The 19,843-nt window shown below is 71.2% G+C and carries 26 protein-coding genes; 8 read left to right on the forward strand and 18 right to left on the reverse strand.

The genetic code is table 11. From position 1 onward, the window contains the following. The first annotated feature begins 7 nt into the window (after positions 1-7). The 4 genes from CP976_RS20385 to CP976_RS42965 all read left to right on the forward strand — a co-directional run bounded on the left by CP976_RS20385 (position 8) and on the right by CP976_RS42965 (position 2,586). A complete protein-coding gene (locus CP976_RS20385) occupies positions 8-556 on the forward strand; it encodes a DUF2269 domain-containing protein (protein ID WP_190146918.1) in 549 nt (182 codons plus the stop codon). Between the two features lie 78 nt (positions 557-634). Next, on the forward strand, positions 635-1,222 hold the full coding sequence (locus CP976_RS20390) for a TetR/AcrR family transcriptional regulator (RefSeq protein WP_150481683.1): 588 nt from the start codon (positions 635-637) through the stop codon (positions 1,220-1,222). 4 nt (positions 1,223-1,226) lie between these two features. After that, positions 1,227-2,408: a GDSL-type esterase/lipase family protein gene (locus CP976_RS20395; protein WP_150481684.1), complete on the forward strand. Its 1,182-nt coding sequence runs from the start codon at positions 1,227-1,229 to the stop codon at positions 2,406-2,408. Between the two features lie 25 nt (positions 2,409-2,433). Then, entirely contained in the window at positions 2,434-2,586 is a 153-nt protein-coding gene (locus CP976_RS42965; protein WP_167537376.1) for a hypothetical protein, read from the forward strand. Positions 2,587-2,712: 126 nt separating this feature from the next. Here CP976_RS42965 and CP976_RS20400 read toward each other — a convergent pair whose 3' ends face one another. Beyond that, positions 2,713-3,069 carry a winged helix-turn-helix transcriptional regulator gene (locus CP976_RS20400; RefSeq protein WP_150481685.1) on the reverse strand — a complete coding sequence of 119 codons (357 nt, stop codon included), beginning with the start codon at positions 3,067-3,069 and terminating at the stop codon, positions 2,713-2,715. A 50-nt stretch (positions 3,070-3,119) separates the two neighbouring features. Between CP976_RS20400 and CP976_RS20405 the strand changes: the two genes are divergently transcribed. After that, the gene (locus CP976_RS20405) at positions 3,120-4,031 is read left to right on the forward strand and encodes an NAD(P)-dependent oxidoreductase (protein ID WP_208838939.1); all 912 of its coding nucleotides are present in this window, start codon (positions 3,120-3,122) and stop codon (positions 4,029-4,031) included. An 89-nt stretch (positions 4,032-4,120) separates the two neighbouring features. Here the strand turns inward: CP976_RS20405 and CP976_RS20410 are convergent, their stop codons facing one another. The 6 genes from CP976_RS20410 to CP976_RS20435 form a co-directional block, all read right to left on the reverse strand. Continuing rightward, complete coding sequence (locus tag CP976_RS20410) at positions 4,121-6,142, reverse strand: HelD family protein (RefSeq protein ID WP_150481686.1); 2,022 nt, start codon at positions 6,140-6,142, stop codon at positions 4,121-4,123. Positions 6,143-6,183: 41 nt separating this feature from the next. After that, on the reverse strand, positions 6,184-6,864 hold the full coding sequence (locus tag CP976_RS20415) for a TetR family transcriptional regulator (RefSeq protein ID WP_150481687.1): 681 nt from the start codon (positions 6,862-6,864) through the stop codon (positions 6,184-6,186). A 50-nt stretch (positions 6,865-6,914) separates the two neighbouring features. Beyond that, positions 6,915-7,664, reverse strand: a complete 750-nt coding sequence (locus CP976_RS20420; RefSeq protein ID WP_150481688.1) for an HAD family hydrolase — start codon at positions 7,662-7,664, stop codon at positions 6,915-6,917. Between the two features lie 35 nt (positions 7,665-7,699). Further along, complete coding sequence (locus CP976_RS20425; protein WP_229875720.1) at positions 7,700-8,944, reverse strand: phosphotransferase family protein; 1,245 nt, start codon at positions 8,942-8,944, stop codon at positions 7,700-7,702. A gap of 390 nt (positions 8,945-9,334) precedes the next feature. Continuing rightward, positions 9,335-10,048 carry an HAD family hydrolase gene (locus CP976_RS20430; RefSeq protein ID WP_229875718.1) on the reverse strand — a complete coding sequence of 238 codons (714 nt, stop codon included), beginning with the start codon at positions 10,046-10,048 and terminating at the stop codon, positions 9,335-9,337. A 29-nt stretch (positions 10,049-10,077) separates the two neighbouring features. Beyond that, a complete protein-coding gene (locus CP976_RS20435) occupies positions 10,078-10,956 on the reverse strand; it encodes a winged helix-turn-helix domain-containing protein (protein WP_150481690.1) in 879 nt (292 codons plus the stop codon). A gap of 147 nt (positions 10,957-11,103) precedes the next feature. Between CP976_RS20435 and CP976_RS20440 the strand changes: the two genes are divergently transcribed. Further along, positions 11,104-11,292 carry a hypothetical protein gene (locus tag CP976_RS20440; RefSeq protein WP_086849255.1) on the forward strand — a complete coding sequence of 63 codons (189 nt, stop codon included), beginning with the start codon at positions 11,104-11,106 and terminating at the stop codon, positions 11,290-11,292. Between the two features lie 39 nt (positions 11,293-11,331). Here CP976_RS20440 and CP976_RS20445 read toward each other — a convergent pair whose 3' ends face one another. The 3 genes from CP976_RS20445 to CP976_RS20455 all read right to left on the reverse strand — a co-directional run bounded on the left by CP976_RS20445 (position 11,332) and on the right by CP976_RS20455 (position 14,433). Further along, positions 11,332-12,261, reverse strand: a complete 930-nt coding sequence (locus CP976_RS20445; protein WP_150481691.1) for a FadR/GntR family transcriptional regulator — start codon at positions 12,259-12,261, stop codon at positions 11,332-11,334. Positions 12,262-12,463: 202 nt separating this feature from the next. Continuing rightward, entirely contained in the window at positions 12,464-13,726 is a 1,263-nt protein-coding gene (locus tag CP976_RS20450) for a GNAT family N-acetyltransferase (protein WP_150481692.1), read from the reverse strand. 74 nt (positions 13,727-13,800) lie between these two features. Beyond that, positions 13,801-14,433, reverse strand: a complete 633-nt coding sequence (locus CP976_RS20455; protein ID WP_150481693.1) for an RsiG family protein — start codon at positions 14,431-14,433, stop codon at positions 13,801-13,803. A 212-nt stretch (positions 14,434-14,645) separates the two neighbouring features. Here CP976_RS20455 and dtd point away from each other — a divergent pair, with 212 nt between their 5' ends. Beyond that, positions 14,646-15,071 carry a D-aminoacyl-tRNA deacylase gene (gene dtd / locus CP976_RS20460; protein ID WP_010036184.1) on the forward strand — a complete coding sequence of 142 codons (426 nt, stop codon included), beginning with the start codon at positions 14,646-14,648 and terminating at the stop codon, positions 15,069-15,071. 19 nt (positions 15,072-15,090) lie between these two features. Here the strand turns inward: dtd and ygfZ are convergent, their stop codons facing one another. The 3 genes from ygfZ to CP976_RS20475 are packed head-to-tail and all read right to left on the reverse strand — an operon-like array spanning position 15,091 to position 17,096. Then, positions 15,091-16,056, reverse strand: a complete 966-nt coding sequence (ygfZ, locus tag CP976_RS20465) for a CAF17-like 4Fe-4S cluster assembly/insertion protein YgfZ (RefSeq protein ID WP_150481694.1) — start codon at positions 16,054-16,056, stop codon at positions 15,091-15,093. Positions 16,057-16,066: 10 nt separating this feature from the next. After that, positions 16,067-16,504, reverse strand: a complete 438-nt coding sequence (locus CP976_RS20470; RefSeq protein WP_086602096.1) for a Fur family transcriptional regulator — start codon at positions 16,502-16,504, stop codon at positions 16,067-16,069. Between the two features lie 16 nt (positions 16,505-16,520). Next, a complete protein-coding gene (locus CP976_RS20475; protein ID WP_150481695.1) occupies positions 16,521-17,096 on the reverse strand; it encodes a heme-binding beta-barrel domain-containing protein in 576 nt (191 codons plus the stop codon). A gap of 216 nt (positions 17,097-17,312) precedes the next feature. Between CP976_RS20475 and CP976_RS20485 the strand changes: the two genes are divergently transcribed. Further along, positions 17,313-17,675 carry a DsrE family protein gene (locus tag CP976_RS20485; protein ID WP_150481696.1) on the forward strand — a complete coding sequence of 121 codons (363 nt, stop codon included), beginning with the start codon at positions 17,313-17,315 and terminating at the stop codon, positions 17,673-17,675. On the opposite strand, the gene CP976_RS20490 is transcribed toward CP976_RS20485, so the two are convergent. The 5 genes from CP976_RS20490 to CP976_RS44680 form a co-directional block, all read right to left on the reverse strand. Further along, positions 17,669-18,055 (reverse strand): VOC family protein, encoded by a 387-nt coding sequence (locus CP976_RS20490; RefSeq protein WP_150481697.1) that lies wholly within the window; start codon positions 18,053-18,055, stop codon positions 17,669-17,671. The genes CP976_RS20485 and CP976_RS20490 overlap by 7 nt on opposite strands. A 20-nt stretch (positions 18,056-18,075) precedes the next feature. Then, complete coding sequence (locus tag CP976_RS20495; RefSeq protein ID WP_059418779.1) at positions 18,076-18,336, reverse strand: DUF3099 domain-containing protein; 261 nt, start codon at positions 18,334-18,336, stop codon at positions 18,076-18,078. An 86-nt stretch (positions 18,337-18,422) separates the two neighbouring features. After that, positions 18,423-18,710 carry a DUF1416 domain-containing protein gene (locus CP976_RS20500; protein WP_054243838.1) on the reverse strand — a complete coding sequence of 96 codons (288 nt, stop codon included), beginning with the start codon at positions 18,708-18,710 and terminating at the stop codon, positions 18,423-18,425. A 43-nt stretch (positions 18,711-18,753) separates the two neighbouring features. Beyond that, positions 18,754-19,599, reverse strand: a complete 846-nt coding sequence (locus CP976_RS20505) for a sulfurtransferase (RefSeq protein ID WP_150481698.1) — start codon at positions 19,597-19,599, stop codon at positions 18,754-18,756. A gap of 138 nt (positions 19,600-19,737) precedes the next feature. Continuing rightward, positions 19,738-19,818, reverse strand: a complete 81-nt coding sequence (locus tag CP976_RS44680) for a putative leader peptide (RefSeq protein WP_350310325.1) — start codon at positions 19,816-19,818, stop codon at positions 19,738-19,740. Positions 19,819-19,843: the final 25 nt, after the last annotated feature.

Consider the following 19,843-nt stretch of genomic DNA (forward strand, 5'->3'; position numbering starts at 1 on the left):
TGGCAGCGTGAAGCCGAAGCAGAAGCCCCACCCGATTCCGAAACTCGGCCGCCCGGCACGCCGGGCCGTTCTCGTCGTCCATGTCACCGCCTCCGCGAGCTGGCTCGGGCTCACGCTCGGGCTGCTCGCGCTCGGGACCACCGCGGCCGGCACCGGCTCCGCCGTGACCGTGGAGGCGTCCGTCCGGGCCATGAAGCTCTTCGCCGACTGGCTCCTGCTCCCCGTCGCGTTCCTCACGCTGCTCAGCGGACTGGTGCTGTCCCTGGGCACACCGTGGGGACTCGTCGGGTACCGCTGGGTCTGCACGAAGTTCTGGCTGACCCTCGCCACGACCACCGCCACGGTGTTCGCCCTGCGCCCCGGGGTGAACTCCGCGGTCACCGCCGTCGCCGCCGGCGGGCCCCTGCCCGACGCCGGTGACGTCCTGTTCGGGCCGGTCGTCTCGCTGTCCGCCTACGTCTTCATGACCGTGATCTCCGTCCTGAAGCCCTGGGGGCCGACCAGGCGGGGCAGGAGAGTGCGGGAGCCCGCTCGGCGTGCTCTGCAGGACGCCTGAGACACACAAGTGCCCATACGATTTGCCTAAAGTCATTAGGCAGATGCACACTCGCTTTAGGTAGAAGGGAGTGGCCGTATGGCACGCGTAGGACTGACACCGGAACGCCTGACCCAGGCGGGTGCCGAACTGGCCGACGAGGTCGGCTTTGACCAGGTGACCGTCTCGGCGCTCGCCCGCCGGTTCGACGTCAAGGTCGCGAGCCTGTACTCGCACGTGAAGAACTCCCAGGACCTCAGAACCCGGATCGCGCTGCTCGCGCTCACGGAACTCGCCGACCGGGCCGCCGACGCCCTGGCCGGGCGGTCCGGCAAGGAGGCCCTGGCCGCCCTCGCGAACGTCTACCGCGACTACGCCCGGGAGCACCCGGGCCGTTACGCCGCGGCCCAGCTGCGGCTCGACCCGCAGACGGCGGCCGCGAGCGCCGGCGTCCGGCACGCGCAGATGACCCGGGCGCTGCTGCGCGGCTACGACCTGACGGAACCGGACCAGACCCACGCGGTCCGGCTGCTGGGCAGCGTCTTCCACGGCTACGTCAGCCTGGAGATGGGCGGCGGGTTCAGCCACAGCGCCCCCGACACCGACGCCACCTGGGCCCGGATCCTCGACGCCCTCGACACGCTGCTGCGGAACTGGCCCGCGCCCCCCACCGACCTCCGAGGCTGACACCATGCACATCGAGCACGACTGGATCACCACCCCCCTCACGGCGGACCTGCTGCGCGGCGCCCTCGACGTGGAGCGCACCGAACACGGGCTGCTCCCGCACCGGCTGCCCGCCCGGGCCCGCGCGCAGAACATCAACGCCCAGCTGGCCATGGCCGAGGCCCAGCCGTCCGGCGTACGGCTGGCGTTCCGTACCGCCGCGACCGCCGTCGAGCTGGACACGCTGCGCACCAAGCGCGACTACACCGGCTTCCCGCCCCGGCCGGACGGCCTGTACGACCTGCTCGTCGACGGCCGCCCGGCGGGTCAGGCCCCCGGGACCGGCGGCAACGTCCTCACGATCGACATGGCCACCTGGGAAGGCGAGGTCACCCCGGGCCCGGTCGGCACCGTCCGCTTCACCGGCCTGCCCGCGCGCGAGAAGGACGTCGAGATCTGGCTGCCGCACAACGAGACCACCGAGCTCGTCGCCCTGCGCACCGACGCGCCCGTGGAGCCGGTGCCGGACCAGGGCCGCAGGGTGTGGCTGCACCACGGCAGTTCGATCAGCCACGGCTCCGACGCCGCGAGCCCGACCGCCATCTGGCCCGCGATCGCCTCGTTGCTCGGCGGCGTGGAACTGGTCAACCTCGGTCTGGGCGGCAGCGCGATGCTCGACCCGTTCACCGCGCGCGCCATGCGGGACACCCCGGCCGACCTGATCAGCGTCAAGATCGGCATCAACATCGTCAATGGGGACGTGATGCGGCTGCGCGCGTTCGGTCCGGCCGTGCACGGTTTCCTCGACACGATCCGTGAGGGGCACCCCGGCACCCCGCTGCTGGTCGTCTCCTCCGTCCACTGCTCCATCCACGAGGACACGCCCGGCCCCACGGCCCCGGACCTCAGCGGGCTCGCCGAGGGCCGGTTGCGGTTCGCCGCGATGGGCGACCCGGCGGAGGTGCCCGCCGGGAAGCTGACGCTCACCGTCATCCGGGAGGAACTGTCCCGCATCGTGCGGCAGCGCGCCGCGGACGACCCGAACATCCACTACCTCGACGGCCTCGACCTCTACGGCGAGTCCGACGCGGCCGAACACCCCCTCCCCGACGAGGTCCACCCGGACGCGGCCACCCACCGCCACATCGGCGAACGCTTCCACGAACTGGTCTTCACCGGAGGCGGCCCCTTCGCCCCGGGCTCATGACCCGGCGCGGCGGCTTCCACACCCTGTGGACGCCGCTCGGCTCGGACTCCCCGAGGAGCGGATCGCCGAGAAGGAGATCCGCCCGGCCGACGGCCTGCTCGTCGGTGACGACCCGGCGGCCCTGGCCCGGCTGTTCGCCGACCCCCACTGCGCGGTGCCGGGGCATCTGACCGGCTGACGAGTCGGACAGGGCCCAACATCCACTTTAATGTGCGTACTTGGCAGCGGGCCGGGCTGGGGCGAACCTGGTGGTGGGCCGTCGGTGAGGCGCCGGATCCCGGAGGGACGGAGGTGAACGTGGGCGTCAGGAGGCCGACCGGGTGGCCTGCGTCCCGGCCAGTTTCTCCAGGCGCCGGTGGCCCCAGTCGGACAGCGGGGCCAGTGCCTCGGCGAGTTCGCGGCCGAACGGGGTCAGGGAGTAGACGGTCTTCGGCGGCAGCACGTCGTACACCTCCCGGCGCACCAGCCCGTCCGTCTCCATCTCCCGCATTGCCTCGGTCAGCACCTTCTCGGTGAGGCCCGGCAGCCGCCGGCGCAGTTCCGCCGGGCGGTGCGGGCCCGACTCCAGCAGCCAGAGCAGGGTCGTCTTCCACTTGCCGTCGATCACGGCGATCGCGGCGGTCACACCGCAGACGTTCGGGTCCTGGCGCCGACGCGTCATCCTTTGCCCCATTCATCATCAATTGCGCATGCCTGCAAGGGAGTTCAAGCGTGTCCACGTACAGCACCTCCTCGTCCTCGGAACATTCCGCGCGGCCCGCCGTCACCTTCCTCGGTCTCGGCCCGATGGGCCGTGCGCTGGCCGGTGCCCTCCTGGACGCGGGACTGCCGACCACGGTCTGGAACCGCACCCCGGGCAGAGACCGGGAACTCGTCGAACGTGGGGCGGTGGGTGCCGGTTCGGCGGCCGAGGCAGTCGCCGCCGGTGAGGTGGTCGTCGTCTGTGTGGTGAACTACGACGCCGTCGACGCCGTCCTGCGCCAGGACGACGTCGCCACCGCCCTCAAGGGCCGTACGGTCGTGAACCTGACCGCGGACACCCCGGCCCGGGCCCGCGACACCGCCGACTGGGCCGCCGCGCACGGCGTCCGCTACCTGGACGGCGCGATCATGACCCCGACGACGACCATCGGCACGCCCGACGCCGTGTTCCTGCACAGCGGACCGGCGGACCTCTACGAGGAACTGGCGCCCGTCCGCCGCGCGTTGGGCGGCACCCACACCCACCTCGGCGAGGACACGGGCCGGGCCGCCGCCTACGACATCGCCCTGCTCGACATCTTCTGGACGGCGATGGCGGGCTACGCGCACGCCCTGGCGGTGGCCCGCGCCGAGGGCGTCACCGCCGGCGAGCTGGCGCCCTTCGCCCAGGGCATCGGCGCGATCCTGCCGCCGGTGTTCGCCGAGACCGCGGCGGACGCCGACGCCGGCACGTACTCCGGCGAGGGCAACCCGCTCACGTCGGCGGTGTCGTCCATGGCCCACATCGTCCACGTCTCCGAGTCCCACGGCATCGACGCCGGCGTCATGCGCGCGGCCGAGGGCATGGCCCGCCGCGCGATCGGGCTCGGGCACGGGACGGACGGTTTCATCCGGATCGCGGAGGTCATCGGGCGGGAGTGAGCCCAGGAGGGCCGGGCCTCCCCGGCCGGCTCGGCCCGGGCGGCGTCGCGCGTTGCACGATCCGCCGGACAGGCCCTGGTCCGCCCGGCCTAGAACGGCAACGGCCTCCCCCGCACCACCTCCAGCCGTGACACCGCCCGCGTCAGCACCACGTAGAGCCGGTGCAGCCCCCGTTCCTCCGCCTCGGCGATCGCCGCCGGTTCCACGGCCACGACATGGTCGTACTCAAGTCCCTTGACGACGCTCGCCGGGACCAGGGACACCCGCGCGCCGAGTTCCTCCGGGCCCGCCGCCCCGATGCCGGCCGCGTCCAGGGCCGCCCGCACCCGGGGCACGTCCGCGTCCGCCGCGACGACCCCGACCGAGCCCTCCCGCCCCAGTGCGTCCCGTACGGCCTCCATGACCGCTCCGGGCACGCCGTCCGGGGTCGTCTCCCGCATCCGCATCTCCCCGTCGCCGCGCAGCGAACGGGCCGCCGGTACGTCCACGTCCAGCCGCTCCAGCAGTCGGTTGGCGAGGCCGACGACCGCCCGCGGCACGCGGAAGCCGGTGGTCAGCTCGACCACGGCCGCGTCCGGTTTCCCCAGGTGCGCCAGGACGGGGTGCCACGACCGCGCCGCCCACGGCGTCGTCCCCTGCGCCAGGTCGCCCAGGACCGTCAGCGAGCCGAAGGGCGCCCGGCGGGCGATGGCCCGGCACTCCATCGGGGACAGGTCCTGCGCCTCGTCGACGACGACATGCCCGTAGCCCTCCGGGTGCTCGATCAGCCCGGCGACCTCGTCGAGGAGCACCAGATCGGCGGCCGACCAGCGCGCCGACTTCCACGACCGGGGCGGCTTCCGCCACAGCAGCGCCCGCTGCTCGCCGGGGTCCAGCAGCCCGTCGGCGGCCTCCGCCAACACCCCGGGTTCGCCGAGCAGTTCGGCCACGATCTCCTCGGGCCGCACCCGGGGCCAGACGGCGTCGACGTACGCGGACAACGGCCGCGCCCGCTCGACCCGGCGCACCCAGGCGTTGGGCTGCGGCCCGGCCCGCCGCTCGGCCTGCTCGCGCACCGACCGCACGATCCGCGACCGCACCCGCTCCCGGCCGACCCCGTACGGCGGTTCCTCCGCCCGCACCCGGGTCACGATCCGCGCCAGCTCCGCCGCCGGCACCCGCCACCGGTACGCCCCGTCGGGCACGGCGAGCCCGTCACCGTCGCCGCCGCCGGCGCGCACGCGCGCGTACAGCGCCCGCCGCAGCACCTCGGCCATCCGGGCGTCGTGCTTGACGGCGGCGGTCGCGGGTTCGTCGCGGCCGGCGACCGGATGCCGTGCGATCTCCTCGGCCAGGGTCGACTGCCGCACCCCGGTCTCGCCGAGGGACGGCAGGACCTCCGCGATGTACGACAGGAAGGTGCGGTTGGGCCCGAGGATCAGCAGACCGCCGCGCCGGATGCGCTGCGGGTGCGTGTAGAGCAGATACGCGGCCCGGTGCAGCCCGACGGCGGTCTTGCCGGTGCCGGGCGCCCCCTGCACGCAGACCGACACCGCCAGGTCGCCGCGTACGAGGTCGTCCTGCTCGGGCTGGATGGTCGCGGCGATGTCCCGCATGGGCCCGACGCGGGGCCGTTCGATCTCCCGGGCGACGATCTCGCTGGTCCGCGCCTCGCCCTCCCCCAGGTGCTCGTCCTCCAGGCCGGTCAGGTCGCCGGCGTCACCCCGGCTGCCGGGCGCCCACCCGAACCGCCGGCGCACGGCGACGCCCTGGGGGTCACGCGCGGAGGCCTGGTAGAACGCCCGCGACACGGGTGCCCGCCAGTCGACGACGAGCGGCGGTTCGGCCGGGTGCTCGCTGATCCTCAGCCGCCCGATGTGCAACTCGCCCTGCTCACCCCGCAAGGCCCCGAAGAACAAGGGCCCCTCGGGCAGTTCGCGCAGTGCCTTGGCCTGGCTGCGCAGCCGGTATCCGAGAACCTCCGCGTCGGCACCCGACGCGGAGACGTCCTCGCCGGTGACGACCTGCTCGTCGGCCCCTTCGACCATCGCGGCGAGGGCGGCCCGGCAGCGGTCGTGGTGGGCGCGTTCACGGCTGAGAGCGTGCTGGAGGGCGGGTTCGGTCGGCGTCATTCCACCGAGCGTACCGAAAGAATGTAACCGAGTTAAATTTGTTACTCAGTATCTGTCACTCGGTATCTGTCACTCGGTATCTGTTGCTCGGTGTCGCTGCCGGGCCGGCCCGCCCGGACCCGCGGCGGCAGCCCCGCCGCCAGCCGTCCGAAGGCCCGCTCCGCCGCCGCCACCGCGTCGGGCCGCACGTCCGCCATCCGCTCCCCGGCCGCGATCCGCCGCCAGTTCTCCATCGCGAGGATCCGCCGCACGGCCATGATCTGCCCGGCCGCGAGCCGCGCGTCCAGATCACCCCCGAGCACCTCGGCGAGCGCGGCCTCGGCCCGCTCCTGGTGCGCGTACGCCCGGGCGACCAGGGAGGGCGTCCCGTAGAGCAGCTTGTGGAAGGCGAGCACCCGGGGATCGTCGTTCAGCCCGGTCACGGGATCGGACCGCTCCAGCCCCTCCAGAAAGTGCCGCCGCAAGGCCTCGACGGGCTCCCCCTCCGCCTCCGTCACCACCCGCGCGGCCTCCCCCTCGTGGTCGGCGATCCGGTACAGGACCAGATCCTCCTTCGCCGGGAAGTACCGGAACAGCGTCGGCTTGGAGATCTCGGCCGCCGCCGCCACCTCGGCGACGGACACCGCGTCGAACCCCTTCTCCAGGAAGAGCCGGATGGCGATGTCCGAAACGACCTGGTACATCCGCTGCTTCTTGCGCTCCCGCAGCCCGATCTCGCTCATGCGGCGAGCCTACGGTCCGCGTCCGCCGGCGGCGGCACGGCACCACGGCGTCACGCCCCGGGCCCCCACTCCCCCTCGATCAACGGCCCGTACGAGGTGATCACCGTCGGGGCCTCCGCCTGGCACAGCGCGCGGACCTTGCGTTCGTTGCGTCCGTAGCCGACGAACTCCACGCCCGCCCGCGCGGCCGCCTCCACGTCCGTAGGTGTGTCGCCGATCATCACCGCGTCGCCGGGACCGAGGCCGAGCACACGCAGGGCGCGGAACAGGACGTCGGGGTGTGGCTTCATCAGGCCCGGGTCGTCGGCGCGGCGGCCCTGGACCGTGGTGAAGTACGGGAGCAGTCCGCGCCGGTCGAGATGCGCCTCGGCCGCCAGGGGAGAGTTGTTCGTGACCACGGCCAGAGCCGCTCCCCGGCGCGCGAGTTTGCGGATGAGTGCGTCCGCGTACGGGGTGTGCCACTCGTGGTGGGCGGCGACGAGTTCGGCGGCGGCGAGTTCTCCGGCCGTGACCCGTTCCTCCAGGACGCGCAGCAGCTCTCGCAGGCCGGGCGCCCCCGCCCGCAGGGCTCGATGCACCGCGCCCAGGACGACATGCGGATCCTTGTGGGCCCGCTCCGCCGCACCGAGGACGTGAGAGACGCCGAAGGCCTCGATCTCACGCCGGAGTTCGTCGGCGATCGGTTTCGACCTGTCCTCGGGAAAGAGCCGGCAGATCGGCCCGTCGAAGTCGAAGAGCACACAGCGGGCCCCGGCCAGCGCTCTGCTCACGTCCGTGAACACGTCGACGTCGACAGCCATTGCCGTATCCGCCCGCCTTCCCGCCTCGGCCCGTCTCAGCCCCGCATGCCCGTCGGTTCCCTGCGCTCCGCGGCGGCCGGACGGGGCCGCCGGACACGAAGCCGCTGCCCCTGAGGACGCCGGGTTATGTGTTCTTGTTTCAGCCCGTCACCACCGGGCGGCTCCGCGGCCGTACGCCATTCCCGGTCCGCGGCATGCCACCGGCGCAGTGCTTCACGGACCTCGCTCTCGTCCCGGGGATCATCCGTGAGTCTCAGCGGCTGCCAGGCTCGGCGCAGCGCGCGGCACACCCGGGCGGCCGCCTGGGACAGTTCGTGTTCGGCGGGACGCTCGGACAGGTACAGGGCGGCCCGCATCACGTCCGGGTAGAGCGACTGGACGTACTCGAAGTCGCGGTAGGCGCCCAGGCCCCGGTCCAGGTCGGCGGTCATCTCGCCGTGGCCCGTGCTGCGCATCGCCTGGGTCCACAGGTCGACCATCACCTCGCGCTCCTCCTTGGCGTAGTCCATCCGGACCAAGTGCGTCGCGAGGTCGTGCAACGGGTCGCCGTAGAGGGCGAGTTCCCAGTCGATCACTGCCAGGCGCTCACCGTCGGCCCCGGGCAGGACCAGCACATTGGCGCGGTGGACGTCCGTGTGCAACAGGGCGAAGGGGCGCTGGGCCGGGGTGCGAAGGGTGTCCAGGAAGCGTTCCACGGCGTCGCGGGGAATGCCCACGGCGTCGAACAGCATGCCGAAACGCGGCCGATTGGCCTGGTGCACCCGCTGCTCGGTGAAACCGGCCAGCCACCTCAGGAAACCCTCGCTGTCGCCGTCGTCCGGCCAGTCCACGGGCAGCGGAGGCAGATCTCCCCCGGGCACCCCGGCCAGCTCCGCGAAGAATCCGGCGAGCGCGGCCAGCCGGTCCGGGCCGATCCGCTGCCCCGCGGGAGCCACCTCGGCGAGAGTGGGGCCCGGCAGATACTCGTGCAGAGACCATTCTTCGAAGTCCACCAGGCAACGCGGCACATGACGCACCCGGCCGTCGAGCACCCTCAGCAGCTCGGACTCCCGTCGCCACAGCCGCGGCACTACTTCGACCGCCTGCCTGGGCGTGCGGAACTTGGCGAGAACGTCTCCCGACCGCTGCCGCAGCAGGAAGGCCAGCGGAGTTCCCAGGGGCAGGACGAGGTTCGTGTTGTGATGGCCGGAAACCACCTCCCCGTCGGGGCTGCGGCGCCTTGCCTCCGCGAGTCGGCGCACCAACGAGTGGAACGCTCTGCGGTGCAGAGGGGACGACATGAGCGCACAGAGTAGTACGACGCCGGGTGGGACTCACCGCGTGTCACTATATGGACAACCCCCTTCACGCTCTGTGCCGGCGGGTCTCATTTCTCTCGCCGTCCCGTTGAACCCAGAACGCTTGCGTCAGCGGTACACGCTTGATCTCCAGGCGGGCATCGACTCCACATTCCTCGAGCCGGGCGACCAGTTGGCCCACGTCCCTGGCGTACCGGCGCGCCATCGTCCGCCTACGCCGGTGGATCCGAGCGTCGTCCGGGTCCACGCCCGGGGATAGGCCAACGGGTGGTCCCTGCAAGAACCTGCGGCCGGCGCCTGCCTTCTGCGCTGAGCTGGTCATGGTCAGATCCTGCTGCTTCTCATGACGAACCGCTGAGCCGCGGCGGGGCCTCAGCGCCGCAGAAGCTCCAGCAACGGCTCCAGCGACGGCAGGACGACCTCGGCACCGGCAGCCCGCAGCGATGTGATCGCCGGGTCGCTGCGCGCGTACCCCAGGAACGGTACGCCCGCTTCCTTCGCGGCAAGGCAGTCGGTAGGGGTGTCACCGATCATCAGGGCGTCGGGCGGTGCGGCGCCCATGGCGTTCAGCGCCCGGTTGAGGCAGTGCGGGTCCGGCTTCAGCAGCTGGAGGTCTGCGGTCCGGCCGTAGACATGCGGAGAGAAGCAGGGGAGCAGGTCACGGCCGGTGAGGTACTGCCGTATCACCCGCGGGGAGTTGTTGCTGGCGACGGCCAGGCGGGCACCGACAGCCGTCCAGGTGCGGATCAGCGGGTCCGCGTACGCGGTGGGCAGTGCGGTGGCCGCGGCCCGCAACTCCTCCTGGGTGAGGCGTTCCTCCAGCTCCACGGCCAGGTCACTGCCGGGGTACCGGTGGCCCACGGCGCGCAGAATCACATGGGGATCGAGGGACTCGCGCTCGGCCCCCGTGAGCACGCCGTGCAGACCGCGGCCCTCCAGCCAGGACACCAGGTCGCGGGCCACCCCCTCTGCCGAGTGGCGCGCGAACAGGCGACAGATGGGTCCGTCGAAGTCCCACAGCACGACACGGGCACGTCTGATCAGATTGCGGAGTTCGTCCGGATCACCTTCGGTCGCGATTCTCACCGCATCAGTCTGCTTCGTATCAGGAGTCACTAGGAGAGTGTCAGGTCCGTCGTGATGGTTTCCCAGAGGGCGTCGAACCACTTCTGGGTTTCCTCCACGAGCCGGGCGTCGCGGTTCCCGGCCTGCTTCAGGAACGAGAAGAGGAGGGACTCGGAGCCGAGCGCGTCGTACATGTCCAGGGTTCGGCTGCCCCACGCCTCTTCTCGCCGGGTCAGCATGTAGTACCCCATCAGCACTTCCTGGCCGTTGAGCACGTACAGCTTCATGGGCGGGGTGAAGGGCAGCGCCCGGAAGCGGACCTGTACGTCCATGCCGTGCGTGGCGCGCAGGGTCAGCAGGTTGTGTTCGAGGACCCGGAGCTGGGCATTGCGCATCTCCAGCCAGCGCTGGTGCACGGGGTCGTCCTCCCCCTGCTCCTCGACGAGGCGGGGGAAGGCCAGATTGATGTCCCGGGAGGGGAGCAGCACACGCAGGTCGATCGACTCGGGGCGGCTCCCGCCCCCGTGGATGCGGCGCAACGGCTCCCCGAGGGCCACCATCAAGGTCTCGGACGTGTGGCAGACCACGTCGACATGGACGGCCGTCGTCGAGAACGCCTCCGCCAGTCGCGGTGCCAGGCCCACCATCGTGGGCTGGGGCTCGTCCCGGGCCGGGGCCGGTGCGGCGATGCGCGGCGGGCTGCCCTTGCTGACGTTGGTGAGCAGGCCGTCCTCCTGGAGTGCCCGCAGGGCCTGGCGCACGGCGCCGCGCTCCACACCGAACTGTTCCGCGAGTTCCGCCTGGGTGGGCAGGCGGTCTCCCGGCTTGAGCTCGCCGGCGCGGATGCGTGTGCGCAGGTGGTCGGCGATCTCCTGGGGCGAGAGCCTGCTGCTGCCGTTCACTGCCACGTTCTCCTGGGTCACGACCAAACGCTACAACTTTGATCCATCTGGCGGGAGTTGTTTGAAAGTTGTTTATAAGTAGGGGCCAAGTGGGGACAACTTAATCAGAGTTGGTTGCCAACTTCTCAGAGTTGGCGGAAGTTTTGCTTCCGAACTTCCGAAGGGGGAACTCCGATGCCCGCCCTCGCTCTCCTCTCCGCCGCCTTCGTCGTCGCCTTCGAGCAGCTCGTCCAGTGGAAGTACGGTCCGGCCGGCATCGTCGGCCTGATCCTTCTCACCGTGGGCATCAAGGCCAAGAGCCCGGCCGTCAGCTCCGCCGGAGCGGTCGTGCTCGCGCTGCTGATGGCGGGCCCCGCCCGATGAGTCACCGCACCATCCCGGTTCAACCCACCCTGGGAGACATCAGTTCGTGAGCACCAGCTCCGAACTGATCGTCTCCCACAGCGCGTTGAACCACAGGTGCGACTGCTCGACGAACGTCGTGTCACGCGGGCCGGGCCCCTGCCGGAAGGAGAACAGCATCGACCGGGTGCCCTGGGCGTCGTACATCTCCAGGTGCTCGTGGTCGATCTCGGCCTCCCGGCGCATCAGCGTGTAGTACGCGAACAGCGCCTCCGTGTTGTTGAGCAGGTACAGCTTCACCGGCGGGGTGAAGGGCAGCGCCCGGAACGTGACGCGCACGTCGATGCCGTGCGTGGCGCGCAGAGCCAGGAGGTTGTGCCGGAGGACCTGGCCCTGGGCGTTGCGCATCGCCAGCCACCGGTCGTGCACCCAGTCGTCACCGCGCCCCTCGACCGGCACCGGGAAGGCCAGGTCGATGTCCCGGCTCGGCAGCAGGACCCGGACGTCGACCTTGGCCGGTTTCAGCCGTCCGGCGTGGATCTGCCGCAGCGGCTCACCGATGGCGAGCGTGAGGGAGACGGAGGTCAGGCACACGGCGTCGATCTCGACGTGCTCCGCCGCGAAGGCCGCCGCGATCCGCGGAGCCAGGGCCACCGTGGTGGGCAGCGGCGGTGTTTGCGGGCCGGTCAGCGCCCTGTCCGGGTCGGGGGCGACGGTCGCCGGGCTGCCCTTGGACACGTTGGTGAGCAACCGCTCGGACTGGAGGATGCGCAGGGCCTGGCGTACGGCACCGCGCTCGACGCCGAACTCGTGGGCCAGCTGGGCCTGGGTGGGCATGCGTTCGCCCGGCCGCAGTGCTCCTGACCTGATCCGGGCGCGCAGTTCGTCGGCCACCTCGTGATGTGTTCTCTGTGGCCGCTGCGACCTCTTCCGTCCATTGACGGAGGCGTATTCCGGGTCCACAACCCGAACAGTACAACTTCCCGCCATCTTTGGGCAGTTCAGCACCAGGTGGTTATGAGCCGCTTCCAAGCGGAGATAAGTAGAGAGAGTTGGTAGCCAACTTGGGTGACATGGTCAGTCCTTCAAGGGGTTGGCCGTCCCTCATGGGGCTCCCTTCCGGAGGGGAGCCGGGAGCCCCGGACAGCGCGCTACGGGTACGAGGTCCCTGTCGTCGGCGGAAGGGAGCGGCTCAGAACAGGTCCGGGCACCAAGGCCGCCTGGGCGTACGCAGCAGGGCGTCGGCCTTCCGGGCGGCGCCCGCTCGTTCCTCCCGCACCCGGCCCAGCGCCGCCAGCCGCACGGCCGACTCGTCCCCGAGCCACAGCGCCCCCAGCTCCACCAGCCCGAGCGTGATGTCCGCACTCTCGGTGGTCGGCGTACAGGACGCCCCGGCGGCCGAGGCCTCCAGCCGGTAGCGTCCGCCGGTCAGACCGTCGACGCCGGTGACCTCCAGCACCAGCGTCCCCTCCCCCTCGTACGTCCGCGCCTCCAGCGCCCGTACGACGTCGAGGATCCGCACCCAGAGCCAGTCCGCCAGGGACGTGATCCCGGCCGCCCGCGGATCGGGCAGGACGTGCGGGAGCAGGTCGTCGGGGGCACGCCAGCCGCTCTTGACCCTCACGACCCAGTCGATCGAGCAGAGGTACTGCCACAGGGCGCGCTCCGCGGCCGGCGTGACGCCGATCAGCCACCTCACGGTCGCCGTGTTCAAGGGCTGCTTGCCATCGCCCCAGTTGTCGTCCACGTCATAGGCGGCCATGCCCTCGACCTCGCCGGACGCCGAGCGGTACACGGCGAAGAAGGGCTGCTTCCACGACGGGTCGACCCGTACGGCGCCGGTGTTCCACTTCCACCACAGCTCGTCGCGGTCGATGGCGCCGGGCTGCAGACGGCACAGCCGCTCGTGCAGGTCGGGGCCGAGCTTGCGGACGTCCTCGCCGTCCACCAGGTCGATCCGCCCGCCGTCCGCCGGGCCCGCCCAGCGGACGTCGAGGCCGGCGCGCGGCACGTCGACCGTCCACTCGGCCATCCACGTCGCCGGCCCGAAGCCGTACCGGCCGTAGATCGGGTACTCGGCGGCGATCAGCGTCGCGACGACGTCCCCGCGCTCCTTCGCGGCCGCCAGGTCCCGCGCCATCATCCGGCTGAGCAGCCCGCGGCGGCGGTGGGTGGCGTGGACGGTGACGCCCGAGACGGCGTCGGCCGGGACCCTCGCCCCGCCCACCACCGTGAGCTCCTGGTCGAAGGACCGGAAGGTCGCCACGCACCGGCCGCCGTCGAAGGCACCGAGGTAGCGGCCCGGGACGAACCGCTCACGGCGGCCCTCGATCTCCTCCTCGGACACGGCGGGCACCCGCAGGAAGCCGGTGTTCACGGCACGCAGCCAGTCGGTGAACTCGGTCTCGGTGATGGGGCGTACGTCGATGCCGTCGGCGCGGGGAGTGGCGGTCATGGCATCACGCTAGGCGGAGGGCCGGTCGGTGTCGCGCAAATATCCGACCGGCCCTCCCCCAGGCCCCGAGCGACTCACACGAGCAGGTCGTCGATCTGCGCCTCGCCCTCGCGGTACCGGCGCGTGATCTCCGCGCTGCACTCGTCGGCCGTGCGCTGGAGCCGCTGCCGCCGCCGGGAGACCTGCTGCTCGTAGCGCACGAGCCGCCCCATCGCGGTGTTCAGCTCCAGGTCCGTCCGTGCGTCCAGGTCGGACAGCTCGACCTCGGCGAGCATCTCCGCGGCCAGCCGCCGGTACTCCTCGCCCTGCGGCGTCCCCAGGGTCACGTGGCGGGCGGAGGAGCGGTGGCGGGCCGGGGCGTCCAGCAGGATCTCCGCGAGCCGCTCGACCACGGACGCCTCCGCGGGCGCGGCGACGGACGCCGAGGCCACCGGGGTGCGCCGCCTCAGCTCCGCCCGCAGGATGTCGATCCGCCCCTGGAGAAGCCGCCGCAGGTAACTGAGGTCGGCTTCGTCGCGCTGGGCCTCGCGGCGCAGCGTGCGCAGCTCGGGCAGGCTCAGCGCGGCCAGCTCGCGTTCTGGTGCGTCCGAGGGCAGCGGCGGACTGTCGGTGCGCTGTGTGGGGGGCCGGTGGTACTCCGACGCCTCGATCCCCGTCTGGCTCGACCAGACAGCCCCCAGCGGATGTCCCGTACTCGATGTGCTCATGTGCCTCAACCGTCCCCTCGACCGGTGTGTGAATGCATCGTGCCACCCCAACTGGCCGCTATGGGAACGAGTGCCCCCGATAGACCCCAGATGGGCGGTTAAGCAGCAAAATACGGCCGTGCGCGGTCTGTTGGCGCCTCGCGCAAACCACCCTTTCGGGCCATGCGCGAACCACCGGCGGCCGCGCGTTCACCGCCCTGCATGATGGACGTATGCGAGCAGTGGTGCAGAGGGTGGACGGCGCGAGCGTCGTCGTGGACGGCGAGACCGTAGGGGCGATCGAGGGCGAGGGGCTGTGCGTCCTCGTCGGCGTCACGCACGAGGACACCAAGGAGAAGGCGGCCCAGCTGGCCCGCAAGCTCTGGTCGGTCCGCATGCTGCACGACGAGAAGTCGTGCAGCGACATCGACGCCCCACTCCTGGTGATCAGCCAGTTCACCCTCTACGGCGACGCCCGCAAGGGCCGCCGCCCCACCTGGAACGCCGCCGCCCCCGGCGACGTCGCCGAGCCGCTCGTCGACGAGGTGGTCGCCCAGCTGCGCTCGCTGGGCGCGACGGTGGCCACGGGCCGCTTCGGCGCGGCCATGCGCGTATCACTGACGAACGACGGCCCGTTCACCGTGCTGATCGAGATCTGACCCGAAAGAACTACAAGCTCTACGGCTCGACGACGACTTCCTGGGCCGCGGCCGTGTCACCGGCCACCAGCGGGGCGTCCAGGGCCACGTTCCGCTTCACCAGCGCGAGGGCGACCGGCCCCAGCTCGTGGTGGCGTACGGAGGTCGTGATGAAGCCGATCTTCCGGCCGTCGGGCCCGTCGTCCGCGAGCCGGAGCTCGGTGCCGGCCACCGGCAGGTGGACCTCGCTGCCGTCCAGGTGCAGGAAGACCAGACGGCGCGGGGGCTTGCCCAGGTTCTGCACCCGGGCGACCGTCTCCTGGCCCCGGTAGCAGCCCTTCTGGAGGTGCACCGCCGAGCCGATCCAGCCCAGCTCGTGCGGGATGGTGCGGTGGTCGGTCTCGAAGCCGAGCCGGGGCCGGTGCTGCTCCACGCGCAGCGCCTCGTAGGCGAGGATCCCGGCGGGGGGCCCGGCCTGCCCGGCGTACGCCTCCAGGTCGGCGCGCGGCAGGAACAGGTCCCGTCCGTACGGCGTCTCCCGTACGGCCACGCCCTGAGGCACCTCGGCGATGGAGCCGGCCGGCAGGTGCACCACCGCGATGTCGGCCGTCCGGTTCTCGACCTCGACCTTGTAGAAGAACTTCATCGACTCCAGGTACGCGATCAGCGCCTCCTGGGTGCCCGGCTCCACATGGGCCCAGACCGTCTCCCCGTCGTCGACGAGGTAGAGGGCGTGCTCGATGTGGCCGTTCGCGGACAGGATCAGCGCCTCGGTGGCCTGGCCCGCCGGGAGGTCGCTGACGTGCTGGGTGAGCAGCAGGTGCAGCCAGGCGAGCCGGTCGTCGCCGGTGACGGTGACGACGCCCCGGTGCGAGAGGTCCACGAAACCGGTGCCGTCGGCGAGCGCACGCTGCTCGCGGAACAGATCGCCGTAGTGGGCGGCGACGCCTTCGTCCACGCCCTCGGCGGGGACGGCGCCGGGCAGGGTCAGCAGGGGGCTCTTCATATGCGTAAGCCTACGACTCGGTAGTTGAAGCCTTGAGAGTGCAGTCCTCGCACCGGCCGAAGATCGCGAAGTGCTTCATGTCGGTGTCGAAGCCGAACGTCTCCCGCAGCTTCGCGGTGAACTCGGCGGCCACGGCCACATCCGCCTCGATGACGTTCTGGCAGTCACGGCAGACCAGGTGGAGGTGGTGGTGCCGGTCCGCGAGGTGGTACGTCGGCGCGCCGTGCCCCAGATGGGCGTGGCTGACCAGGCCGAGCTCCTCCAGCAGCTCCAGCGTCCGGTACACCGTGGAAATGTTGACCCCCGACGCCGTCTTCCTCACTTCCACGAGGATGTCGTCGGGGGTCGCGTGCTCCAGGGTGTCCACGGCTTCGAGCACGAGTTGCCGCTGCGGGGTCAGCCGGTAACCGCGCTGCCGCAGATCGCTCTTCCAGTCGGTGCTCACCACACCGGCCAGTCTAGAACTACTTGAAGAAAGCGATCCCGTCGTCCGGCATGTCGTCGGGCAGGGCCTTGGCCCAGCGCTCGACCTCCTCCGGGGTGACGACCTTCTTCAGGTGGGCCGACATGTAGGGGCGCAGCTCGACCTCGGGGGTCTGCTTCTCGCCCACCCACATCAGGTCGCTCTTGACGTAGCCGTACAGCCGCTTGCCGCCGGTGTACGGCTGGGAGGCGGCGGTGCGGGCCACCGCGTCCGTCACGAGGTCGATCTGCGGCTTCTTGTCGGCCAGCTCGCCGTACCAGATCTCGATGACGCCGTCGTCGCGGGTCATCGTCACCTCGACCTTGCGGTCGGCGTCGATGCGCCAGAAGCCGTGCTCGGACTCCAGCGGCCGGACCTTGTTGCCGTCCTTGTCCAGCACCCAGCTGTGGGAGCGGTACTCAAGGAAGTCCCGGCCGTCGTGGCTGAAGGCGACCTCCTGCCCGAAGTTGCACTTCTCGGAGCCGGGGAAGTCGTGCACCCCGGCACCGGCCCAGTTGCCGAGCAGGAAGGCGAGCGGGACGAGGTCTTTGTGGAGGTCGGACGGGATCTCGATCATGAGAGGTTCCTAGACGTGGGTCAGCGCTGGCCCTGGTACAGCTTCTTCACGGTCAGTCCGGCGAAGGCGAGGACGCCGACGGCGACCAGGACCAACAGGATTTCGAAGAAAAGCTCCACGGGGTGCTCCTTGAGCGGGCTGCGGATGTGTGCACGGGGCCGGGCCCAGCTTACGCGGGCCCCTTCGGCCCTACGATTCCGGACTACGATTCCGGCTATGGCGAAGAAGCTGGTGATCAAGGTGACGGCGGGGGCGGACGCCCCCGAGCGGTGCTCCCAGGCGTTCACGGTGGCGGCGGTGGCCGTCGCCAGTGGCGTGGACGTCTCCCTGTGGCTGACCGGCGAGTCCGCCTGGTTCGCCGTGCCCGGCCGCGCCGCCGAGTTCGAGCTGCCGCACGCGGCCCCGCTCCCCGACCTGCTCGACTCGGTCCTGGCGGCCGGACGCGTCACCCTGTGCACGCAGTGCGCGGCCCGCCGCGAGATCACGGAGCAGGACGTCATCAAGGGCGTCCGCATCGCCGGCGCCCAGGTCTTCGTCCAGGAGGCCATGGCGGAGGACGCCCAGGCGCTCGTCTACTGAGACGCCTCCGCGGCCTCCGTGAAGAGGCAGAAGGGGTGGCCCACAGGGTCCAGGAGCACCCGGACGCCGTCCTGCGGCTGGTACGCGGCGAGCCGCGCGCCCTCGGCCAGCGCCCGCGCGGTCTCGCTTTCCAGGTCGTCGACCTCGATGTCGAGGTGGATCATCATCTGCTGCCCGTCCGGCGTGCTCGGCCAGACGGGCGGCCGGTAGGCGGGCTCGGTCTGGAAGGACAGTCCGGTACCGCCGTCCGGCGGCCGGATGTGCACCCAGTCCTGCCCGTCCTCCCCGCGCCACACCCGCCAGCCGGGCAGCAGCCGCAGATAGAAGGCGGCCAGCTCACGGGCGTTCGGAGCGTCCAGGGTCGCCGCCGTCAGGCGCACGGTTCCTCCCCCTCGTCGATTCAGTACCGGCGCTTCTTGCCGTCCAGCTCGTCCCACCACTCGTCGCTCTTGGGGTCGCCGGAGGGGTCGTCCCACCAGCGGTCGTCCGGGCCCCGGCGGTTCGCGACCATGGCCGCTACGGGCGGGATGACCATGGCGACGAGGCACATCCCGACGGCGACGGGGACGGACCACAGGCGGACGACGCCCCAGGCCAGGACGAAGAGCCCGATGCAGCCGCCCATCATCGCGAAGTACGTGCGCCGCCGTCGTGCGTACATACCCCCAGGGTAGGTCCGGGCATGCCGAAGGGCCGCGCCCCAGGCGTCCAACCCGTGGGATGCGGCCCCTCCTGGCACTGTCGCCGTCAGACGGCGATCGCGACCTCCGCCAGGCCGCCCTGCTGGGCGACGACCGTGCGGTCGGCGGTGGCGCCGGGCACGAGGGCACGGACGGTCCAGGTGCCCTCGGCCGCGTAGAAGCGGAACTGTCCGGTCGCCGAGGTCGGCACCTCGGCCGTGAACTCGCCGGTCGAGTCCAGCAGACGGACGTAGCCGGTCACGGGCTCGCCGTCCTTGGTCACCTGACCCTGGATCGTGGTCTCACCGGGCTTGATCGTCGAGGCGTCCGGGCCGCCGGCCTTCGCTCCACACATGTCGTACTCCTGAAGAGAGGTCTTGAAAGGTCGGTCGGTTCGCTTACTTGTTGGCGCCGAGCTCGATCGGCACACCGACGAGGGAGCCGTACTCGGTCCAGGAGCCGTCGTAGTTCTTGACGTTCTCCACACCGAGCAGCTCGTGCAGCACGAACCAGGTCAGCGCGGAGCGCTCACCGATGCGGCAGTAGGCGATGGTGTCCTTGGCCAGGTCGACGCTCTCCGCGGCGTAGAGCTCCTTGAGCTCGTCGTCCGACTTGAAGGTGCCGTCGTCGTTGGCGTTCTTGGACCACGGGATGTTGCGGGCGCTCGGCACGTGGCCGGGGCGCTGGGACTGCTCCTGCGGCAGGTGGGCCGGGGCGAGCAGCTTGCCGGAGAACTCGTCGGGCGAGCGCACGTCGACGAGGTTCTGCGAGCCGATGGCCGCCACGACGTCGTCGCGGAAGGCACGGATCGACGTGTCCTGCGCCTTGGCCTTGTAGTCGGTCTTCGGGCGCTCGGGCACCTCGTCGCCGGGGACCAGCTCGCGGGCGTCGAGCTCCCACTTCTTGCGGCCGCCGTCGAGGAGCTTGACGTTCTCGTGGCCGTACAGCTTGAAGTACCAGTACGCGTACGAGGCGAACCAGTTGTTGTTGCCGCCGTACAGGATCACCGTGTGGTCGTTGGCGATGCCCTTCTCCGACAGGAGCTTCTCGAAGCCCTCCTGGTCGACGAAGTCACGACGGACCGGGTCCTGGAGGTCCTGGGTCCAGTCGATGCGGATCGCGTTCCGGATGTGGTTCTTCTCGTAGGCGGACGTGTCCTCGTCCACCTCGACGATGGCGATGGTCGGGTCGTCCAGGTGCTCCTGGAGCCAGTCGGCGTCGACCAGGACGTCGCTGCGGCTCATGCTCTTTCTCCTCCGGGGCAGTTGCGGCGGGGCGTGCGAGATCTGCGGGGCGCGCGCCCATGACGAGGGCGGCGCACGAGTGCCCTTGATGCAGGGCGGCGGGGATGCGCGCGCCGGCGCATGGGCCGACGCGGTCGCTCAGAAGGTGCGACAGAGCATGGCGGCGACGCGGCACAGGTCTACTGCCCGCCGCTTCGTGAGATCCGCCTGTCGCTTCATGCCGTCGATCGTAGGGACGGTCAGG

Origin of the sequence: Streptomyces coeruleorubidus, assembly GCF_008705135.1 — a bacterium.
In the GTDB taxonomy this organism is placed as follows: domain Bacteria; phylum Actinomycetota; class Actinomycetes; order Streptomycetales; family Streptomycetaceae; genus Streptomyces; species Streptomyces coeruleofuscus.